The 16,809-nt window shown below is 59.5% G+C and carries 15 protein-coding genes; 9 read left to right on the top strand and 6 right to left on the bottom strand.

The window, feature by feature from the left end:
- The first annotated feature begins 1 nt into the window (after window position 1).
- Genes EAE_RS01725 through hycI form a run of 4 tightly spaced genes read left to right on the top strand, consistent with a single transcriptional unit; the run spans window position 2 to window position 2,202 of the window.
- The gene (locus EAE_RS01725) at window positions 2-544 is read left to right on the top strand and encodes a formate hydrogenlyase complex iron-sulfur subunit (RefSeq protein ID WP_015370029.1); all 543 of its coding nucleotides are present in this window, start codon (window positions 2-4) and stop codon (window positions 542-544) included.
- Window positions 544-1,311: an NADH-quinone oxidoreductase subunit B family protein gene (locus EAE_RS01720; protein WP_015703259.1), complete on the top strand. Its 768-nt coding sequence runs from the start codon at window positions 544-546 to the stop codon at window positions 1,309-1,311. The genes EAE_RS01725 and EAE_RS01720 overlap by 1 nt, the downstream gene beginning before the upstream one ends.
- A complete protein-coding gene (locus EAE_RS01715) occupies window positions 1,308-1,718 on the top strand; it encodes a formate hydrogenlyase maturation HycH family protein (RefSeq protein WP_015370031.1) in 411 nt (136 codons plus the stop codon). The genes EAE_RS01720 and EAE_RS01715 overlap by 4 nt, the downstream gene beginning before the upstream one ends.
- Window positions 1,711-2,202: a hydrogenase maturation peptidase HycI gene (hycI, locus tag EAE_RS01710; RefSeq protein ID WP_015370032.1), complete on the top strand. Its 492-nt coding sequence runs from the start codon at window positions 1,711-1,713 to the stop codon at window positions 2,200-2,202. The genes EAE_RS01715 and hycI overlap by 8 nt, the downstream gene beginning before the upstream one ends.
- Window positions 2,203-2,577: 375 nt before the next feature.
- Here the strand turns inward: hycI and EAE_RS01705 are convergent, their stop codons facing one another.
- Together EAE_RS01705 and ascF are read right to left on the bottom strand one after the other, a co-directional pair.
- Window positions 2,578-4,002: a 6-phospho-beta-glucosidase gene (locus EAE_RS01705; RefSeq protein ID WP_015703258.1), complete on the bottom strand. Its 1,425-nt coding sequence runs from the start codon at window positions 4,000-4,002 to the stop codon at window positions 2,578-2,580.
- A 26-nt stretch (window positions 4,003-4,028) separates the two neighbouring features.
- The gene (ascF, locus tag EAE_RS01700) at window positions 4,029-5,465 is read right to left on the bottom strand and encodes a PTS cellobiose/arbutin/salicin transporter subunit IIBC (RefSeq protein WP_015703257.1); all 1,437 of its coding nucleotides are present in this window, start codon (window positions 5,463-5,465) and stop codon (window positions 4,029-4,031) included.
- Window positions 5,466-5,732: 267 nt separating this feature from the next.
- Here ascF and EAE_RS01695 point away from each other — a divergent pair, with 267 nt between their 5' ends.
- From EAE_RS01695 to EAE_RS01680, 4 genes are all read left to right on the top strand, one after another.
- Entirely contained in the window at window positions 5,733-6,746 is a 1,014-nt protein-coding gene (locus EAE_RS01695) for a LacI family DNA-binding transcriptional regulator (RefSeq protein ID WP_015703256.1), read from the top strand.
- A gap of 134 nt (window positions 6,747-6,880) precedes the next feature.
- Window positions 6,881-7,408 carry an electron transport protein HydN gene (gene hydN, locus EAE_RS01690; protein ID WP_015370036.1) on the top strand — a complete coding sequence of 176 codons (528 nt, stop codon included), beginning with the start codon at window positions 6,881-6,883 and terminating at the stop codon, window positions 7,406-7,408.
- Window positions 7,409-7,416: 8 nt separating this feature from the next.
- Window positions 7,417-9,645 carry a carbamoyltransferase HypF gene (gene hypF, locus EAE_RS01685; protein WP_015703255.1) on the top strand — a complete coding sequence of 743 codons (2,229 nt, stop codon included), beginning with the start codon at window positions 7,417-7,419 and terminating at the stop codon, window positions 9,643-9,645.
- A 1-nt stretch (window position 9,646) separates the two neighbouring features.
- Window positions 9,647-10,660, top strand: coding sequence for a HoxN/HupN/NixA family nickel/cobalt transporter (locus EAE_RS01680; protein WP_015703254.1), 1,014 nt, complete (start codon window positions 9,647-9,649; stop codon window positions 10,658-10,660).
- 96 nt (window positions 10,661-10,756) lie between these two features.
- Here the strand turns inward: EAE_RS01680 and norW are convergent, their stop codons facing one another.
- Window positions 10,757-11,890, bottom strand: a complete 1,134-nt coding sequence (gene norW, locus EAE_RS01675) for an NADH:flavorubredoxin reductase NorW (protein WP_015703253.1) — start codon at window positions 11,888-11,890, stop codon at window positions 10,757-10,759.
- Entirely contained in the window at window positions 11,887-13,329 is a 1,443-nt protein-coding gene (gene norV / locus EAE_RS01670) for an anaerobic nitric oxide reductase flavorubredoxin (RefSeq protein ID WP_015703252.1), read from the bottom strand. Before norV ends, norW begins: the two co-directional genes overlap by 4 nt.
- A 187-nt stretch (window positions 13,330-13,516) precedes the next feature.
- On the opposite strand from norV, the gene norR reads away from it, so the two are divergent.
- Window positions 13,517-15,067, top strand: a complete 1,551-nt coding sequence (norR, locus tag EAE_RS01665; protein WP_015703251.1) for a nitric oxide reductase transcriptional regulator NorR — start codon at window positions 13,517-13,519, stop codon at window positions 15,065-15,067.
- Here norR and gutQ read toward each other — a convergent pair.
- On the bottom strand, window positions 15,030-15,995 hold the full coding sequence (gutQ, locus tag EAE_RS01660; protein ID WP_015703250.1) for an arabinose-5-phosphate isomerase GutQ: 966 nt from the start codon (window positions 15,993-15,995) through the stop codon (window positions 15,030-15,032). The genes norR and gutQ overlap by 38 nt on opposite strands.
- Window positions 15,988-16,761 (bottom strand): glucitol operon DNA-binding transcriptional repressor SrlR, encoded by a 774-nt coding sequence (gene srlR, locus EAE_RS01655; protein ID WP_015703249.1) that lies wholly within the window; start codon window positions 16,759-16,761, stop codon window positions 15,988-15,990. The genes gutQ and srlR overlap by 8 nt, the downstream gene beginning before the upstream one ends.
- Window positions 16,762-16,809 lie beyond the last annotated feature (48 nt).

Raw genomic sequence — 16,809 nt, 5'->3', positions numbered from 1 at the left:
CATGTTTACCTTTATCAAAAAAGTCATCAAGACCGGCACCGCGACCCACTCCTATCCGCTGGAGCCTATGCCGGTGGATAAAAACTTCCGCGGCAAACCGGAACACAATCCGCAGCAGTGCATCGGCTGCGCGGCCTGCGTGAATGCCTGTCCGTCTAACGCCCTGACGGTAGAGACCGACCTGGCGACTAACCAGCTGGCGTGGCAGTTCAACCTCGGGCGCTGCATTTTCTGCGGCCGCTGTGAAGAAGTTTGCCCGACGGCGGCGATTAAGCTGTCGCAGGAGTATGAACTGGCGGTGTGGAAAAAAGAGGATTTCCTCCAGCAGTCGCGCTTTGCCATCTGTCACTGTCGGGTCTGCGAACGGCCTTTCGCGGTACAAAAAGAGATCGACTACGCTATCGCGCTGCTTAAGCACAACGGCGATACCCGCGCCGAACTTCACCGCGAAAGTTTTGAGACCTGCCCGGAATGCAAGCGTCAGAAATGCCTGGTGCCATCCGATCGTATTGAACTGACTCGCCACATGAGGGAGGCCAGCTGATGAGCAATTTATTAGGCCCGCGCGATGAAAACGGCATTCCGCTGCCGATGTCGGTGGATGAATCCATCGCCAGCATGAAGGCCTCACTGCTGAAAAAAATCAAACGTTCCGCCTACGTTTACCGCGTCGACTGCGGCGGCTGTAACGGCTGCGAAATCGAGATTTTCGCCACCCTTTCGCCGCTTTTCGATGCCGAACGCTTCGGGATTAAAGTAGTGCCGTCGCCGCGCCATGCCGATATTCTGCTGTTTACCGGCGCGGTGACCCGCGCGATGCGTTCGCCGGCGCTGCGTGCCTGGCAATCGGCGCCGGATCCGAAAATCTGCATCTCTTACGGCGCCTGCGGCAACAGCGGCGGTATCTTCCACGATCTGTATTGCGTATGGGGCGGCACCGACAAAATCGTGCCGGTCGATGTCTATATTCCGGGCTGTCCGCCGACGCCTGCCGCCACGCTGTACGGTTTTGCGATGGCGCTTGGTCTGCTGGAGCAAAAAATCCATGCCCGCCAGCCGGGCGAGCTTGACGACCAGCCAACCGAATTGCTGCATCCCAACATGGTGCAGCCGCTGCGGGTGCGTATCGATCGCGAAGCGCGCCGTCTGGCCGGCTATCGCTATGGCCGCCAGATCGCCGACGACTATATGCGTCTACTGGGGCAGGGTGATAACCAGGTACTGCGCTGGCTGGAAGCGGAGAAAGATCCGCGTCTGACCGAGATCGTCACGCACCTGAATCAGGTGGTCGAGGGGGCGCGTATCCGATGAGCGAGACGGTGGTGTTCAGTCAGCTGAGCCGTAAATTTATTGATGAGAACGACGCGACGCCGGATCAGGCGCAGCAGGTGGTCTATTACAGCCTGGCGATTGGCCACCACCTCGGCGTCATTGACTGCCTGGAGGCGGCGTTAAGCTGCCCGTGGGAGGACTATCTGGCGTGGATCGGTACGCTGGAAGCGGGCAGCGCCGCGCGGCGCAAAATGGAAGGCGTGCCGAAGTATGGCGAGATCGTTATCGACAGTAATCACGTGGCGATGCTGGCTAACGCCTTTGATAAAGCGCAGTCCGCGCAAACCCCGCAGCAGCAGGCGTGGAGTAAAACCCTGCTCAGCATGCTGCACGATATTCACCAGGAAAGCGCCATCTATCTGATGGTGAGGAGACTACGTGACTGACGTTTTACTGTGTGTCGGCAACAGCATGATGGGCGATGACGGCGCAGGCCCGCTGCTGGCGGAAATGTGCGCGGCCAATCCGGTCGGCGGCTGGGTGGTGATTGACGGCGGCAGCGCGCCGGAAAACGATATCGTCGCCATCCGCGAGCTGCGCCCGACCCGGTTGCTGATCGTCGATGCGACCGATATGGGGCTCAACCCCGGCGAAATCCGCATTGTCGACCCGGACGATATCGCCGACATGTTTATGATGACCACCCACAATATGCCGCTTAACTATCTTATCGATCAGTTAAAAGAGGATGTTGGCGAGGTGATTTTTGTGGGCATTCAGCCCGATATAGTCGGTTTCTATTACCCGATGACTCAGCCTGTGAAAGACGCCGTCGCGACGGTATACGCGCGGCTTGATGGCTGGCAGGAGCAGGGCGGTTTTGCCGCGCTGGAAGCGGCCGAGGAGCAGGCGTTCCCCGGCTTGCGCTAATGCTTCGCCGGGCTATAAATGGTACGGACCGTTGATATTGTTATCGTTTTGCAACCGTTTGGGTCCGGGAAAAACACGTGTTTTGTGTTAATTCAGAGCACATTGCGCTCCCGATATTTTTTCTGCGTTATGGCTCTCATGGCGCAGGGAGCGCACAGAGGGCGGCCAGTCGCCGCCGCCCTCTGTACTCCCGGGCTCTGGCCGCCAAAATCGCCACTTCGTGGTTCCTTCGACTTATCCCGGCAGGCCGGGAACGTCTCAGCGATTTTGAGGCCACCAACACCGGCAGTTTCAGCCAGCGTGGTGAATAAAATAACGGCAGGCCGTACGGACCGTAGGCCGGGTAAGGCGTAAGCCGCCACCCGGCAATACCGGCTATTCCAGATCCGCCCCGTTGCTGGCGATGACCTTCTTATACCACCAGAACGATTTCTTACGCTTGCGCGCAAGCGTGCCGTTACCGGCATCGTCGCGATCGACATACACAAAACCGTAGCGCTTGCTCATCTCGCCGGTGGAGGCGGAGACCAAATCGATACAGCCCCAGCTGGTATAGCCGATGACCGGAATACCGTCATCGATGGCGTCGCGCATCGCCTTGATATGCTCACGCAGATAGCTAATGCGGTAGTCGTCGTTGATTTCGCCATTGGCGTCAATTTCATCGCGCGCGCCGAGCCCGTTTTCCACGAGGAATAGCGGTTTCTGATAGCGGTCATACATCATGTTCATGGTGATGCGCAGGCCGAGCGGATCGATGCCCCAGCCCCATTCGCTGGCCGCAATGTACGGATTCTTCAGCGACTTGACGATATTGGCGGCGTTGGTATTGCTGGCGTTCATCTCCGCTGACGCGCAGCGCGAGGCGTAATAGCTAAAGGAGACAAAATCAACGGTGTTTTTGAGGATTTCGTCGTCGCCCGGCTGTTTGGCAATAGTGACGCCTTTCTCGCGGAATACCCGCGCGGCCCACACCGGATACGCGCCGCGTGCCTGCACATCGATAAAGAACAGGTTTTCACGATCTTTTTCCAACGCCATCCAGACATCTTCCGGCTTACAGGAATAGGGGTAGAAATTACCGCCCGCCAGCATGCAGCCGACCTGGTTTTGCGGGTTAACCTGATGGGCTATTTTTGTCGCCAGCGCGCTGGCCACCAGCTCGTGATGTGCGGCCTGGTATTTCACCTGTTCCTGATTTTCTCCCTCCTCAAACACCAGACCGGCGCCGGAGTAGGGGCTATGCAGCATAATGTTGATTTCATTGAAGGTGAGCCAGTATTTCACCAGACCGTCAAAAGCTTCAAAACAGGTGCGCGCATAGTGGCTGAAAAAATCGACCATCTTCCGGTTACGCCAGGAGCCATATTCCGTTACCAGATGCATCGGTACATCAAAGTGGCACAGGGTGACCAGCGGTTCGATCCCGTACTTTCTGCACTCTTCAAACATCGCGCGATAGAAGGCGATACCTTCCGGGTTTGGCTGTTGTTCATCGCCGCGCGGAAACAGGCGGCTCCAGGCGATAGAGGTGCGGAAGACGCTAAACCCCATCTCCGCCATCAGGGCGATATCCTCTTTATAGCGATGGTAAAAATCGATCGCTACGTGGCTTGGATAGAATTCGTCTTCGCGAAGCGTAAAGCGCTTCTCCTGACCCAGCTTCACCGCCAGGCGATGGGCGCCGTGCGGAATAGTATCTACGGTCGTCAGCCCTTTGCCGCCTTCAAGATAAGCGCCTTCAGACTGGTTAGCGGCCAGAGCGCCGCCCCATAAAAATCCGTGTGGAAAACTCGACATGCGTTACCTCGCGTTCAAAAAAGTGTTCAGGCGTGAGTGGCCGCGCCCTGGCGCTGTCTGGCATCGGCGGCGGCATTTTCTACCGGGATATCTTCAAAACCGAGCAGCAGCGTCAGCACAAAGGAGAGCACCACTGAAAGCGCCATCACGCCAAAGACCCAAACGATAGTCATCGGATTGGCCGGATCGAAGAACTGGACGCTGGTGAACAGCCCCGGTGCCGCCATCGAATGGCTGGCCAGCCCGGCGATTCCCGCCACCGCGCCACAAATAAAGCCGCTGATTAAGCTGGCGACCAGCGGGCGTTTCAGACGTACCGCCACGCCGTACAGCGCCGGTTCGGAAATCCCGGCCAGAATCGCCGATGCCGCCGCCGCCAATGCGGTCTGGCGCAGCTCCGGGTTTTTGGTTTTCCACGCCACCGCCAGCGACGATCCGCCCAGCGACAGGTTGGCGCCGATTTCCGATGGCATCACCATCCCCTCTTTGCCGGTTTCGGCAATGGTCTGAATGATGGTTGGCGTAAAGACGCGGTGCATCCCGGTCATCACCAGCAGCGGCCAGAGTCCGCCCATGATCGCCACCGACAGCCAGCCGAGATAGCTATGGATCGTGTACACCAGCGCGGAGATCGCGCTGCCGATCCAGATGCCGAGCGGGCCAATCAGCAGGATCGCCAGCGGCGCGGCAATCAGCACGATCAGCATCGGTTTAAGGAAGTTTTTCGTCACCGCCGGGGTGATGCGATCGACCCAGCGCTCGATATAAGAGAGACACCAGGTCATCACCAGCGCCGGGATCACCGTGTAGGTGTATTTCACCGCGGTAACCGGAATGAAGGCGAACTCAACGTGTTCTCCCTGCGCGGCTTTAGCCATTAATTCGATGAATCCCGGATGCACCAGCACCCCGGCGATAGCGATAGCCAGCGACATATTGGTTTTGAATTTTACTGCCGCGGAAGCGGCAACCATCAGCGGCAGGAAGAAGAACGCGCCGTCGCCGATAAGCGTCAGAATGGTCAGTGTCGGAGAGCCTTTTGGCAACGCGCCGCTCATTTCCAGGATCATCGCCAGCAGTTTGACCATCGATCCGCCGATAATCGCCGGGATCAGCGGCGACATGGTGCCGATCAGCGCATCAAGGATCCCGGCACCGACGCGTTTTAAGGTCAGCGGCGGTTTCCCCTGCGGCTCCGCCGGGCGCAACTCGCCGGGCAGCAGATTCAGCACCTCGCGATACGCCTGCGAGACGGTATTGCCGATGATCACCTGACATTGGTTATCGCTACGCACGACGCCAAGTACCCCTTGCAGCGCTTTCAGCGCCGGGGCGTCCACGCGTTGGTTATCTTTCACCACGAAGCGCAGGCGGGTCATGCAGTGGGTCACGGCAACGACATTATCTGCGCCGCCGAGCGCCGTCAGGATCTGGTTCGCCAGGGCTGCATAATTTTTAGACATCGGATTTTATCCTGTTTTATCAATAGGGTACTGATTACACGCCAGCGCCTGACGGCGGCTATGCGCGGTATATGCATAGGAAACCGGTTCCACAAAATCATGATGAGTTTCATTGAGTCATACAAGAACTAAAAAAATCACTTTGCAAATTTGTGATTTTGATCGCTTTGTGGGCAGGGGCAGAGCAACATCAGGGCGATGCCGACTGCTGAAAAACGGCGAGACGTGCAGTACACTGCAGGCAACTTAAGTTACAGGAAGAACCCCATGGCAACGATGCTGGAGGTTGCGAAGCGCGCGGGAGTATCAAAGGCGACCGTGTCGCGGGTGCTGTCGGGCAACGGCTATGTCAGCCAGGAAACCAAAGACCGGGTGTTTCAGGCAATTGCCGAAAGCGGCTATCGGCCGAATCTGCTGGCGCGTAATCTGGCGACCAAAAAAAGCCAGACTATCGGACTGGTGGTAACCAACACCCTTTATCACGGCGTTTATTTCAGCGAGCTGCTGTTTCACGTGGCGCGGCTGACGGAAGATCAGGGGCGGCAGCTGATCCTGGCCGACGGCAAACACAGCGCGCAAGAGGAGCGCGAGGCGATTCAGTATCTGCTCGATATGCGCTGCGATGCGATCATCATCTATCCGCGCTTTCTTAGCGTCGATGAGATGGATGAGATAATCGACAATCATGAGCAGCCGATCGTGGTGCTGAACCGTCGCCTGCGCCGCCACGCCAGCCACTGCGTATGGTCCGATCACAAAGCCTCGGCGCGGATGGCGGTTGAAAAGTTAATTACCAGCGGGCATCGCGACATTGCGTTTATCACCGGTTCGCTGGATTCGCCTACCGGGGTTGAGCGTCTCTCTGGTTATAAAGACGCGCTGGCAGGACTGGGGCTTCCCGTGCGGCAAGAACTGATCGTTGAAGGGCGCTGGACGCCACAAACCGGAGCCGCCGCTGTCGAAGCGCTCTGCCAACGCGGCGTCAGTTTCAGCGCGCTGGTCGCCAGTAATGACGACATGGCGATCGGCGCGATTAAGCAACTGCACCAGCAGGGGATCGCGGTGCCGCAGCAGGTATCGGTGATCGGTTTCGATGACATCGCGCTGGCGCCGTATGTGATCCCTTCGCTCTCCAGCGTTAAAATTCCGGTCACCGAAATGATGAAAGAGAGCATCAACAGGCTGATCTTTATGCTCGACGGCGGCGAATTTAAATATCAGCAAACTTTCCCCGGCGAGCTGATTGAACGCGAGTCGTTGGCGCGCGGCCCGCATGCCTGATGTCGTCATCTGTCATCGTCAGTTGTGACGATGACAGCGGAGTTTAATTTAATTCTCTTATATTTCAATAAAATAAAAGTTGGAACGTATTATGCATAATCCGGCGCGTTAACTTCTTTCCGCTGGAGAAATGGATGAACCGTTTCATTATCGCCGATGCGAGCAAATGCATCGGCTGCCGCACCTGTGAAGTGGCCTGCGTGGTCTCTCATCAGGAAAATCAGGATTGCGCCGCGCTGACGCCGCAGTCGTTCTTGCCGCGTATTCACGTGATCAAAGGCGTCAATGTGTCGACGGCGACGGCCTGTCGTCAATGTGAAGACGCGCCGTGCGCCAACGTCTGCCCGAACGGCGCCATCAGCCGCGATAAAGGCTTTGTCCACGTGATGCAGGAGCGCTGCATCGGCTGTAAAACCTGCGTCGTGGCCTGCCCGTATGGGGCGATGGAAGTGGTGGTGCGCCCGGTCGTTCGCCACAGCGGCGCCGGGTTGAACGTCATGGCGGAAAAAGCCGAAGCCAACAAGTGCGACCTGTGCCACCAGCGCGATAGCGGTCCGGCCTGCATTGAAGCCTGCCCGACCCACGCGCTGGTTTGCGTCGACCGCAACAAGCTTGAGCAGATGAACCTCGAAAAACGTCGCCGTACGGCGCTGGCCTGGTAATACGCCGCATGAACGGGGTGCAAATCCGCATACGCGGCAAAGTGCAGGGGGTGGGTTTCCGCCCCTTTGTCTGGCAACTGGCGCGGCAAATGGCGCGCGGCGGCGATGTCTGTAACGACGGCGACGGCGTGCTGGTCAGACTGACCGGCGACGACGGTGGCTTTTCTGCCGCGTTGGCTCGTCACTGCCCGCCGCTGGCGCGCATTGACAGCACCGACTGCACCCCGTTTCACTGGCACAGGCTTCCTCAGGATTTCACCATTCGCCACAGCGACGGCGGCAGTATGCGCACGCAGATTGTTCCCGATGCCGCAACCTGCCCGGCGTGCCTGGCGGAGATGAACGATCCGCAAGAACGCCGCTACCGCTACCCCTTTATCAACTGTACCCACTGCGGGCCGCGCTTCACCATTATTCGCGCCATGCCATACGATCGCCCCTTTACCGCGATGGCGCCGTTCCCGCTGTGTCCGCGCTGCGCTGCCGAGTATCGGCAGCCTGCCGATCGCCGTTTTCACGCCCAGCCGGTGGCTTGTGCCGATTGCGGCCCACAGCTGGAGTGGCGGGCGGGAACGCTAACGCTATTCGCTGAAGCGGCCCTGCAGGCGGCCATCGCGCGGCTGGCGGCGGGCGATATTGTGGCGATAAAAGGGATTGGCGGTTTTCATCTGGCCTGCGATGCCGGCAATAGCGAGGCGGTGGCAGCGCTGCGCGCGCGTAAACGGCGCCCGGCAAAACCGCTGGCGGTAATGCTGCCGACGGCAACGGGGTTACCCGCCGCGGCGGCAACGCTGCTGCGCTCGCCCGCCGCGCCGATTGTATTGCTGGCTAAAGCGCAGGTTCCCGGCCTGTGTGACGAGATTGCGTCAGGGCTTGCGGAAGTCGGGGTGATGCTGCCGTCTAATCCGCTGCAGCATTTACTTCTGCAGGCGCTGGCGCGCCCGATAGTGATGACCTCCGGCAACCTCAGCGGCCGCCCTCCGGCATTGAGTAATCACGAAGCGCTCACCGACTTAGCCGCTATCGCCGACGGTTTTCTGCTACATAATCGCGATATCGTGCAGCGTATGGACGATTCGCTGGTGCGCTCAAGCGGTGAGATGCTGCGCCGCGCCCGAGGCTACGTGCCGGATGCGCTGCCGCTGCCGCCGGGCCTGGATAATATTCCGCCGCTGCTGGCGCTGGGGGCGGATATGAAAAATACCTTCTGTCTGGCGCGCGGCGACGAGGCGGTGCTGAGCCAGCATTTTGGCGATCTCGGCGAGGAGGGCGTCGAGCAACAGTGGCGCAGTGCGCTGCGGTTAATGCAGAGCATTTATGCGTTTGCGCCGCAGCGGGTGGCGGTTGACGCCCATCCCGGCTATCGCTCAACGCGGTGGGCGGCGTCAATGTCGTTACCGGTCGAGCCGGTACTGCATCACCATGCCCACGCGGCGGCTTGCCTGGCGGAACACCGCTGGCCGCTCGACGGCGGCGATGTGATTGCCCTGACCCTTGATGGCATCGGGATGGGGGAAAACGGCGCGCTGTGGGGCGGCGAATGCCTGCGGGTGAACTACCGCGAATGCGAACATCTTGGCGGCCTCCCGGCCGTCGCGCTGCCGGGCGGCGATCTGGCGGCGCGCCAGCCGTGGCGAAATTTGTTGGCCCAGTGCCTGGCATTTATTCCCGACTGGCAGTCATACCCGCAAACCGCCGCGCTGGGGCAGCGAAACTGGCCGCTGTTGGCGCAGGCCATCGAACGCGGCATTAATTCGCCGCGCGCCTCTTCCTGCGGACGGCTGTTTGATGCCGTCGCCTGCGCGCTGGATTGCGCGCCGGAAACCCTGAGCTACGAAGGCGAGGCGGCCTGTCGGCTGGAGGCGCTGGCCGCCAGCTGTCCGGGCGTCAGCCATCCGATCACGCTGCCCTGGCGCGGCGGCGAGCTGGATTTAGCCACCTTCTGGCGACAGTGGTTGCGCTGGCAGGCGACGCCCGCGCAGAAAGCCTGGGCCTTTCATGATGCGCTGGCCTGCGGGCTGGCGGCGCTGGCGCGCGACCGCGCCGCTTCCTGCGGGATCGCGACGATCGTTTGTAGCGGCGGCGTACTGCATAATCAGCTGCTCGCCGCCCGCCTCAGCGATTACCTCTCGGATTTTACTTTGCTTTTGCCGCAGCAGCTTCCTGCTGGCGATGGCGCTATCGCCTACGGTCAGGCGGTGGTGGCCGCCGCCCGCTGGCAGTCTCAAAGGATTTAAGATGATAACGATGATTTTACGCCAACAGCCGCGTGCGGCGGCGCTGGTTCTGGGACTTATCGCCGCGAACGCCCTGGCCTGGCTATGGGCGTTTCAGGCGTTTGGCGACAGCGGGGCATTGATGGCCGCCAGTCTGCTGGCCTGGGGTTACGGCCTGCGCCATGCGGTCGACGCCGATCATATTGCGGCGATTGATAACGTCACCCGCAAAATGATGCAGCAGGGGCGGCGGCCGTTTGGCGTCGGGGCGTGGTTCTCGCTAGGGCATTCGTCGATCGTGGTGCTGGCGTCGGCGGCGATCGCCGCGACGGCCACCGCCTTCAGCCAGCAGATGAGCTGGCTACACGAAACCGGCAGCGTGATTGGCACTGCGGTATCGGCGCTGTTTCTGCTGGCAATGGCGCTGGTCAATCTGGTGATTTTGCGCAGCGTATGGCGCAGCTTCCAGGCGTGGAAGCGCGGTGAAAAGGTCAGCGACGAAATCGTCAGCGGCGGCGGCATGATGAGCTGGCTGTTTGGCAAGACCTTCCGGCTGATAAGCCGCAGCTGGCAGATGTATCTGGTGGGTTTTTTGTTCGGTCTCGGCTTTGATACCGCCACCGAAATCGGCGTGCTGGGTATTTCCGCCGCCGGCGCGTCGAGCGGCATTTCGATTTGGTCGATAATGGTCTTCCCGGCACTGTTCGCCAGCGGTATGGCGCTGGTGGATACGCTTGATAATGTGTTGATGGTCGGCGCCTACGGTTGGGCATTCAGCAAGCCGCAGCGCAAGCTCTATTACAATATGACCATCACCGCTACCTCGGTGGTGGTGGCGCTGTTTATCGGCGGCCTGGAGGCGCTGGGGCTGTTAATGGATAAGTTCGCCCTAAGCGGCGGGGTGTGGCGCTGGGTAGGGGCGTTAAACGATAACCTCGGCGATGCCGGGTTTGTGGTGGTGGGGTTGTTCGTCGTTTGTTGGGCGCTGTCGGTGATTAATTATCGCTGGCGCGGCTACGATAATTTGGCGCGCTAGCCGGGATATTTTCCCGGCTTGCGCTGCGCTTAGCCGGGCTACCAGGACAATACCGTAGCCCGGCTAAGGCGTTTACGCCGCAAGCCGGGAAAACCATCACCTCACCAGGTGCTTGAGCAGCGCAAAGGCTTCCTTCATTTTGTCTTCACTCACCACAAAGGCCCGTAGCTGGTTTTCGGCATCCACGCCTTTCGCCACCAGCCCCTCTTTGGCGGCCACGATATTCCACGTCAGATCGTCGCGGCGGGTGTCGCCGGCCAGATGCAGCGGCAGATCCGGCGTTTTCACTTTCACCAGCATTGGCGGCAAGGTGAGCTCGCCCGTTTGCGCCAGCAGGTTTTTACTCAGGCACATGGCGCTGAGTAAAATCGGCTGCAGGAACGGCAGTACCGTACCGTTGATTTCCGCACAGTCGCCGAGCGCATAAATTGCCGGGTCGCTGGTTTGCAGGTGGCTATTGACTACCACGCCGCGGTTAATCTGCAATCCGGCGTGGCGCGCCAGCGACGTTTCCGGGCGCAGGCCGGCGGCGGCCACCACCGCATCGACGGTTATCGCGCGCTGGCGGTCGAGGCTGACGCGAATGCCGTCGGCGGTTTGCTCTAACCCCTCAAGCTGCGCCTTGAGCATCAGATGTACGCCCATCTCGGTAAGCCGATGCTGCAGGCGGCTGCTGGCCTCCGGCGGCATCAGCGCCGCCAGCACGCTGGCTGAATTGTCGACTACCGTTACCGCTTTACCGGCGCGGCAGAAATCCATCGCCAGTTCACAGCCAATCAGGCCGCCGCCGACGATCAGCACGCGCTTCGCGTCGTGCAGCTGGCTCTGCGCCGCGCCATATTCGCGCTGGCTGTTCAGCGTCAGCATCAGCTCGCGTCCCGGCACCGGCGGGATAAACGGCGTCGCGCCGGTGGCCAGCACCAGTTTGTCGTAGCGCCACTGGTTATCCTGGCTCTTCACTAACCGGTTTTTGGCGTCGATATCGCTTACCCAGGTATGGGGAAACAAACGCAGATTGTACTGCTCGGCGAACTCGCCTGCGCTTTGCAGGGTCAGATCGTCGGCCTTCTGCCCGCGACTGATGACATGGCTGAGATCCGGTTTGTTGTACTCATCCATGCTATCGGCGGCGATTAACGTCAGCGGGATTTGCGTATCCTGCTTGCGAATATTTTTCACCAGCTGGCGGGCCGCGAAGCCCGAGCCGATGATGACGATGCCATCACTCATTTTGCCTCCGTCGCCAGTACGTCAAAGACATCTTTGCCAAGAGAACACTCAGGGCAGAGGAAATTGTCCGGCACTTCACTCCACGGCGTACCCGGCTGTACATCCTGGTTAGGTTCGCCTTTCGCCGGGTCATAGACCCACTGGCACACGCTGCACTGCATCATGGGGCCGAGATCGGCGGCCGCGGCGCAGGCGCAATCCTGTGGTTCCGGCGTTGTCGCTGCTTCAGCAACCGGTAGCGGCGAGAGGGCCCACTGGCGGGCGATGTCACGACCGTGTTGGCGGCACAGTTCCAGCGCGTCGATATCCGGGCGCCATTTGGCTTTCAGGCTCAGCGACATCTCAAAGCCGGCATCCTGCAGGCGGGTGGACAGGCGGTCTACCGCGCCGCCGCTCCAGCCGTGTGAGCCAAAGGCGCTGGCGCGTTTATTGCGAAAACGCAGCCCGGTCATCTCTTCCACCAGCCCGGCGATTTTCGGCATCATCACGTTGTTCATGGTGGAGGTGCCCACCAGCACGCCTTTCGAGCGGAAAACATTGGTGAGAATGTCGTTTTTGTCGCTGCGGGCGACGTTGAAGATTTTTACCGCTACCCGCGGGTCGACTTCAGTGATCCCCTGAGCGATGGCGTCCGCCATCATACGGGTGTTATTGGACATGGTGTCGTAGAAAATCGTGATGCGATCTTCCTGGTAATCCGCCGCCCACTCGAGGTATTTCTCGACGATTTGCGTCGGGTTATCGCGCCAGACCACGCCGTGGGAGGTGGCAATCATATCCACCGGCAGGTTGAAGCCGAGGATTTCGGTAATTTTCGGCGTCACCAGGCGGCTGAAGGGCGTCAGGATGTTGGCGTAGTAGCGCTGGCACTGTTCGTACAGTTCAATCTGGTCCACTTCATCGTTGAACAGATGTTCGTCGCAGTAGTGCTGGCCGAAGGCGTCGTTGCTGAACAGCACCGCGTCGCCGGTCAGGTAGGTCATCATGCTGTCAGGCCAATGCAGCATCGGCGTTTCCACGAAGATCAGCTGTTTACCATTACCGATATCGAGAGTATCGCCGGTTTTCACCACGTGGAAGTTCCACTCCGGATGATGATGGTGGCCGTTGATCGAGTCGATGGCGTTGGCGGTGCAGTAAATCGGCGTATCCGGGATCTGCATCATCAGTTCGGTCAGCGCGCCGGCATGGTCCTCTTCGGCGTGGTTAATGACGATATAGTCGAGGTCAGCCAGATCGATTTCGCTGCGCAGGTTCTGCACGAACTCGCGGCTGAATTTATGATCGACGGTATCGATCAGCACGTTTTTCTCCTCGCGAATGAGATAGCTGTTGTAGCTGCTGCCGCGCAGCGTTTTATATTCGGTGCCGTGGAAATCACGCACTTCCCAATCGCGTTGGCCAACCCAAAGAATGTTATTTTTAACCGCAATAGACATAGCAACCTCAATCAATACAGTGTGTTTAAACTCAGTTGATTGGCTTATATCAAGTTGCGTGCCAACTTTTTAATTCATTGATAATTAGCTATTTTTAATTTTTTCTGATTTTAGTTGCTGTCAAAATGACAATGATTAAAATAGTCGTTATGACAATGTGTATTGTCAAAATGACAATGGAGCGGCAATGAGTTTTTCCGTCGACGAGCTGGCGAGAATCGCCATTGATTTACAAAGCGATATCGGTCATGCCGACCGTTTTTCGCGCCTGATTACTACCCTGCGGCAGATCCTCGGCTGCGATGCCTCGGCGCTGCTGCGCTATGAGGCGCATCAGTTTGTGCCGCTGGCGATCGATGGCCTGGCGCAGGATGTGCTTGGTCGGCGCTTTGCGTTGGACGGGCATCCGCGGCTTGAGGCGATTGCGCGCGCCGGGGATGTGGTGCGCTTCCCGGCGGATAGCGACTTGCCTGACCCCTACGACGGGCTGATCCCCGGTCATGAGAGCCTGAAGGTTCACGCCTGCGTTGGCCTGCCGCTGTTTGCCGGACAGACGCTGATTGGCGCGCTGACCCTTGATGGTATGGATGCCGATCGTTTCGATAGTTTCAGCGATGAAGAGCTGCGGCTGATTGCCGCGCTGGTGGCTGGCGCCTTGAATAACGCGCTGCTCATCGCCCGCCTAGAGGCGCAAAATGTGTTGCCGGTGCAACCGGTGAATGACGCGCAGCCTGAGCGTCAGGAGATTATCGGCCTGTCGGCGCCCATGCTGCAGCTGAAAAAAGAGATCGATATCGTCGCCGCCTCGGATTTAAACGTGCTGATAAGCGGCGAAACCGGCACCGGTAAAGAGCTGGTGGCGAAGGCGGTGCACCAGGGATCGCCGCGAGCGGCCAATCCGCTGGTCTATCTCAACTGCGCGGCGCTGCCGGAAAGCGTGGCGGAGAGCGAGCTGTTCGGCCATGTGAAAGGGGCATTTACCGGGGCTATCAGCAACCGCAGCGGTAAATTTGAGATGGCTGATAACGGCACCCTGTTCCTTGATGAAATCGGCGAACTGTCGCTGGCGTTGCAGGCGAAGCTGCTGCGCGTGTTGCAGTATGGCGATATTCAGCGCGTCGGCGATGACCGTAGCCTGCGGGTCGATGTGCGGGTGCTGGCGGCGACGAACCGCGATCTGCGCCAGGAGGTGGTGGAAGGGCGCTTTCGCGCCGATCTGTATCATCGGCTGAGCGTCTTCCCGCTGTCGGTTCCGGCGCTACGCGAACGGGAGAACGATGTGGTGCTGCTGGCGGGCTATTTCTGTGAGCAGTGCCGCCTGCGGATGGGGCTGGCGCGGGTCATTTTGGCTGAGGCGGCGCGAAACAGGCTGCAGCAGTGGTCCTGGCCGGGCAACGTGCGCGAGCTGGAGCATGCTATTCACCGCGCGGTGGTGCTGGCGCGGGCCACCCAGGCCGGTGATGAAGTGGTACTGGAGCCGCAGCATTTCCAGTTTGCGGTGACGGCGCCGATGTTGCCGACTGAGACGGCGGCAGCGGCGCCGGCGACGGAAAACGTCAATTTGCGCGAGGCGACTGACTCTTTTCAGCGAGAAGCGATTAGCCGCGCGCTGGAGGCGAACCAGCGCAACTGGGCGGCGACCGCCCGTGCCCTGGAGCTGGACGTCGCCAACCTGCATCGGCTGGCGAAACGTCTGGGACTTAAAGGATCCCTGACTGGTAAAAGTTCTGCAGGTTGATGGCGCCGACCAGTTGGCCGTTTTCATCCACGACCGGCGCGGCGCTGATTTTGTGTTTCATCAGCCGCTCTTTGGCTTCCACCGCGCGACTTTCCGCCTGCAGCGTTACGCCGTTGCGGGTCATCGCCCGAGTGACGCTATCGTTGAGCGTACCGCCAGCAACCAGCCAGCGGCGCAGGTCGCCGTCGGTGAAAACGCCCTGCACGCGGTTGGTTTCATCACATACCGCCACCAGGCCGAGCCCGGTTCGGCTTAGTTCAAGCATGGCGTCCATGACGTTGGCCTCGGCATTGACCCGCGGCACTTCTTCGTCGCGGCGCATCAGGTGATGCACTTTGTTCAGCAGACGCGCGCCGAGGGCGCCCGCCGGGTGGGAACGGGCGAAATCTTCTTCATTGAAACCGCGCGCCTGCATCACCGCCATCGCCAGCGCGTCGCCCAGCATCAGCGTGTTGACGGTGCTGGAGGTCGGGGCCAGATGCATCGGGCAGGCTTCGCGCTCCACGGCGATATCCAGCACCGCTTTCGCCGCCAGCGCCAGCGGCGAGGTGGATTTGCCGGTCATCGCCAGCAGCGGAATGGATTTCTCTTCCAGCCGCGGCACGATGAGATCCAGCTCTTTCGCGCTACCGGAGTAGGAGATAAACAGCATCACGTCGCGGCTATCGAGCATACCGAGATCGCCGTGCAGGGCTTCCGCCGGATGGACGAAAAAGGCCGGGGTGCCGGTGCTGGCGAAGGTTGCCGCCAGCTTTTTACCGATGTGGCCGGATTTACCGATACCGGAGACAATCAGTTTGCCCTCGCAGTGGATGATGGTTTCCGCCGCGCGGATGAAGTCGTCGCCCAGGCGTTCCGGCAGGCGGCTCGCCTCCTGCAGCTCAAGCATCAGGGTCTGGCGTCCGGCCTCTAACAAAAAGTTACTCATGATGTTCTCCAGTAATAATGACTTCAATACCTTTGGCTTCCAGCGCCCGCTGGAATTCAGGGTCAATATCGGCATCGGTAATCAATTTATCCACGCGTTCAAGACCGCAGACAATGTTGGGACTTTTACGGCCAAACTTGGATGAGTCGGCCATCAGGATCACTTCGCGGGCGGCGTTGCACATCGCCTTACTTACGGTATAGACCTCGTTAAAGGTGGTGACGCCCGCGACCAGATCAATGCCGTCGGTGCCCATAAACAGCTTGTCGAAGCTGAATTGTTCGAAGGCGTTTTCCGCCAGTTGGCCGTGAAAAGAGGCCGATTTTTTACGGAAGGTGCCGCCCGGCATCAGGATGGTCTGCTCGTTATCGAGCTCGGAAAGCGCGTTGACGATATGCAGGCTGTTGGTCATCACCGTGATGTTATTGAAGCGGCTCAGCAACGGCACCATCTGCAGCACGGTGCTGCCGGCGTCGAGGATAAGTGAATCGCCATCGTGGATGTATCGCACGGCGGCCTCGGCAATCTGCGCTTTCTTGTGGGTGTTGATCAGCGTCTTGTGGTCGATAGGCGGGTCGGCCTCGTCTTTATTTAACACTACGCCGCCGTAGGTGCGGATGACGGTCCCGGCATTCTCCAGTATCACCAGATCCTTACGGATAGTGGTGCCGGTGGTGTCGAAGTGTTGCGCCAGCTCTTCGACCGAGCATTTGCCCTGCGATTGCAGGTGCTCGAGAATGGCTGCCTGGCGCTGACGTGGTTTCATAGGCGTTGTATCCTGCGTTTAAGTTTCGAAGTGATAATTTCGCAAGAT

Source organism: Klebsiella aerogenes KCTC 2190, assembly GCF_000215745.1.
GTDB classification, from domain to species: Bacteria; Pseudomonadota; Gammaproteobacteria; order Enterobacterales; family Enterobacteriaceae; genus Klebsiella; species Klebsiella aerogenes.
The sequence above is the reverse complement of the archived record's forward strand: the minus strand, read 5'-3'. Positions and strand labels throughout refer to the sequence as shown.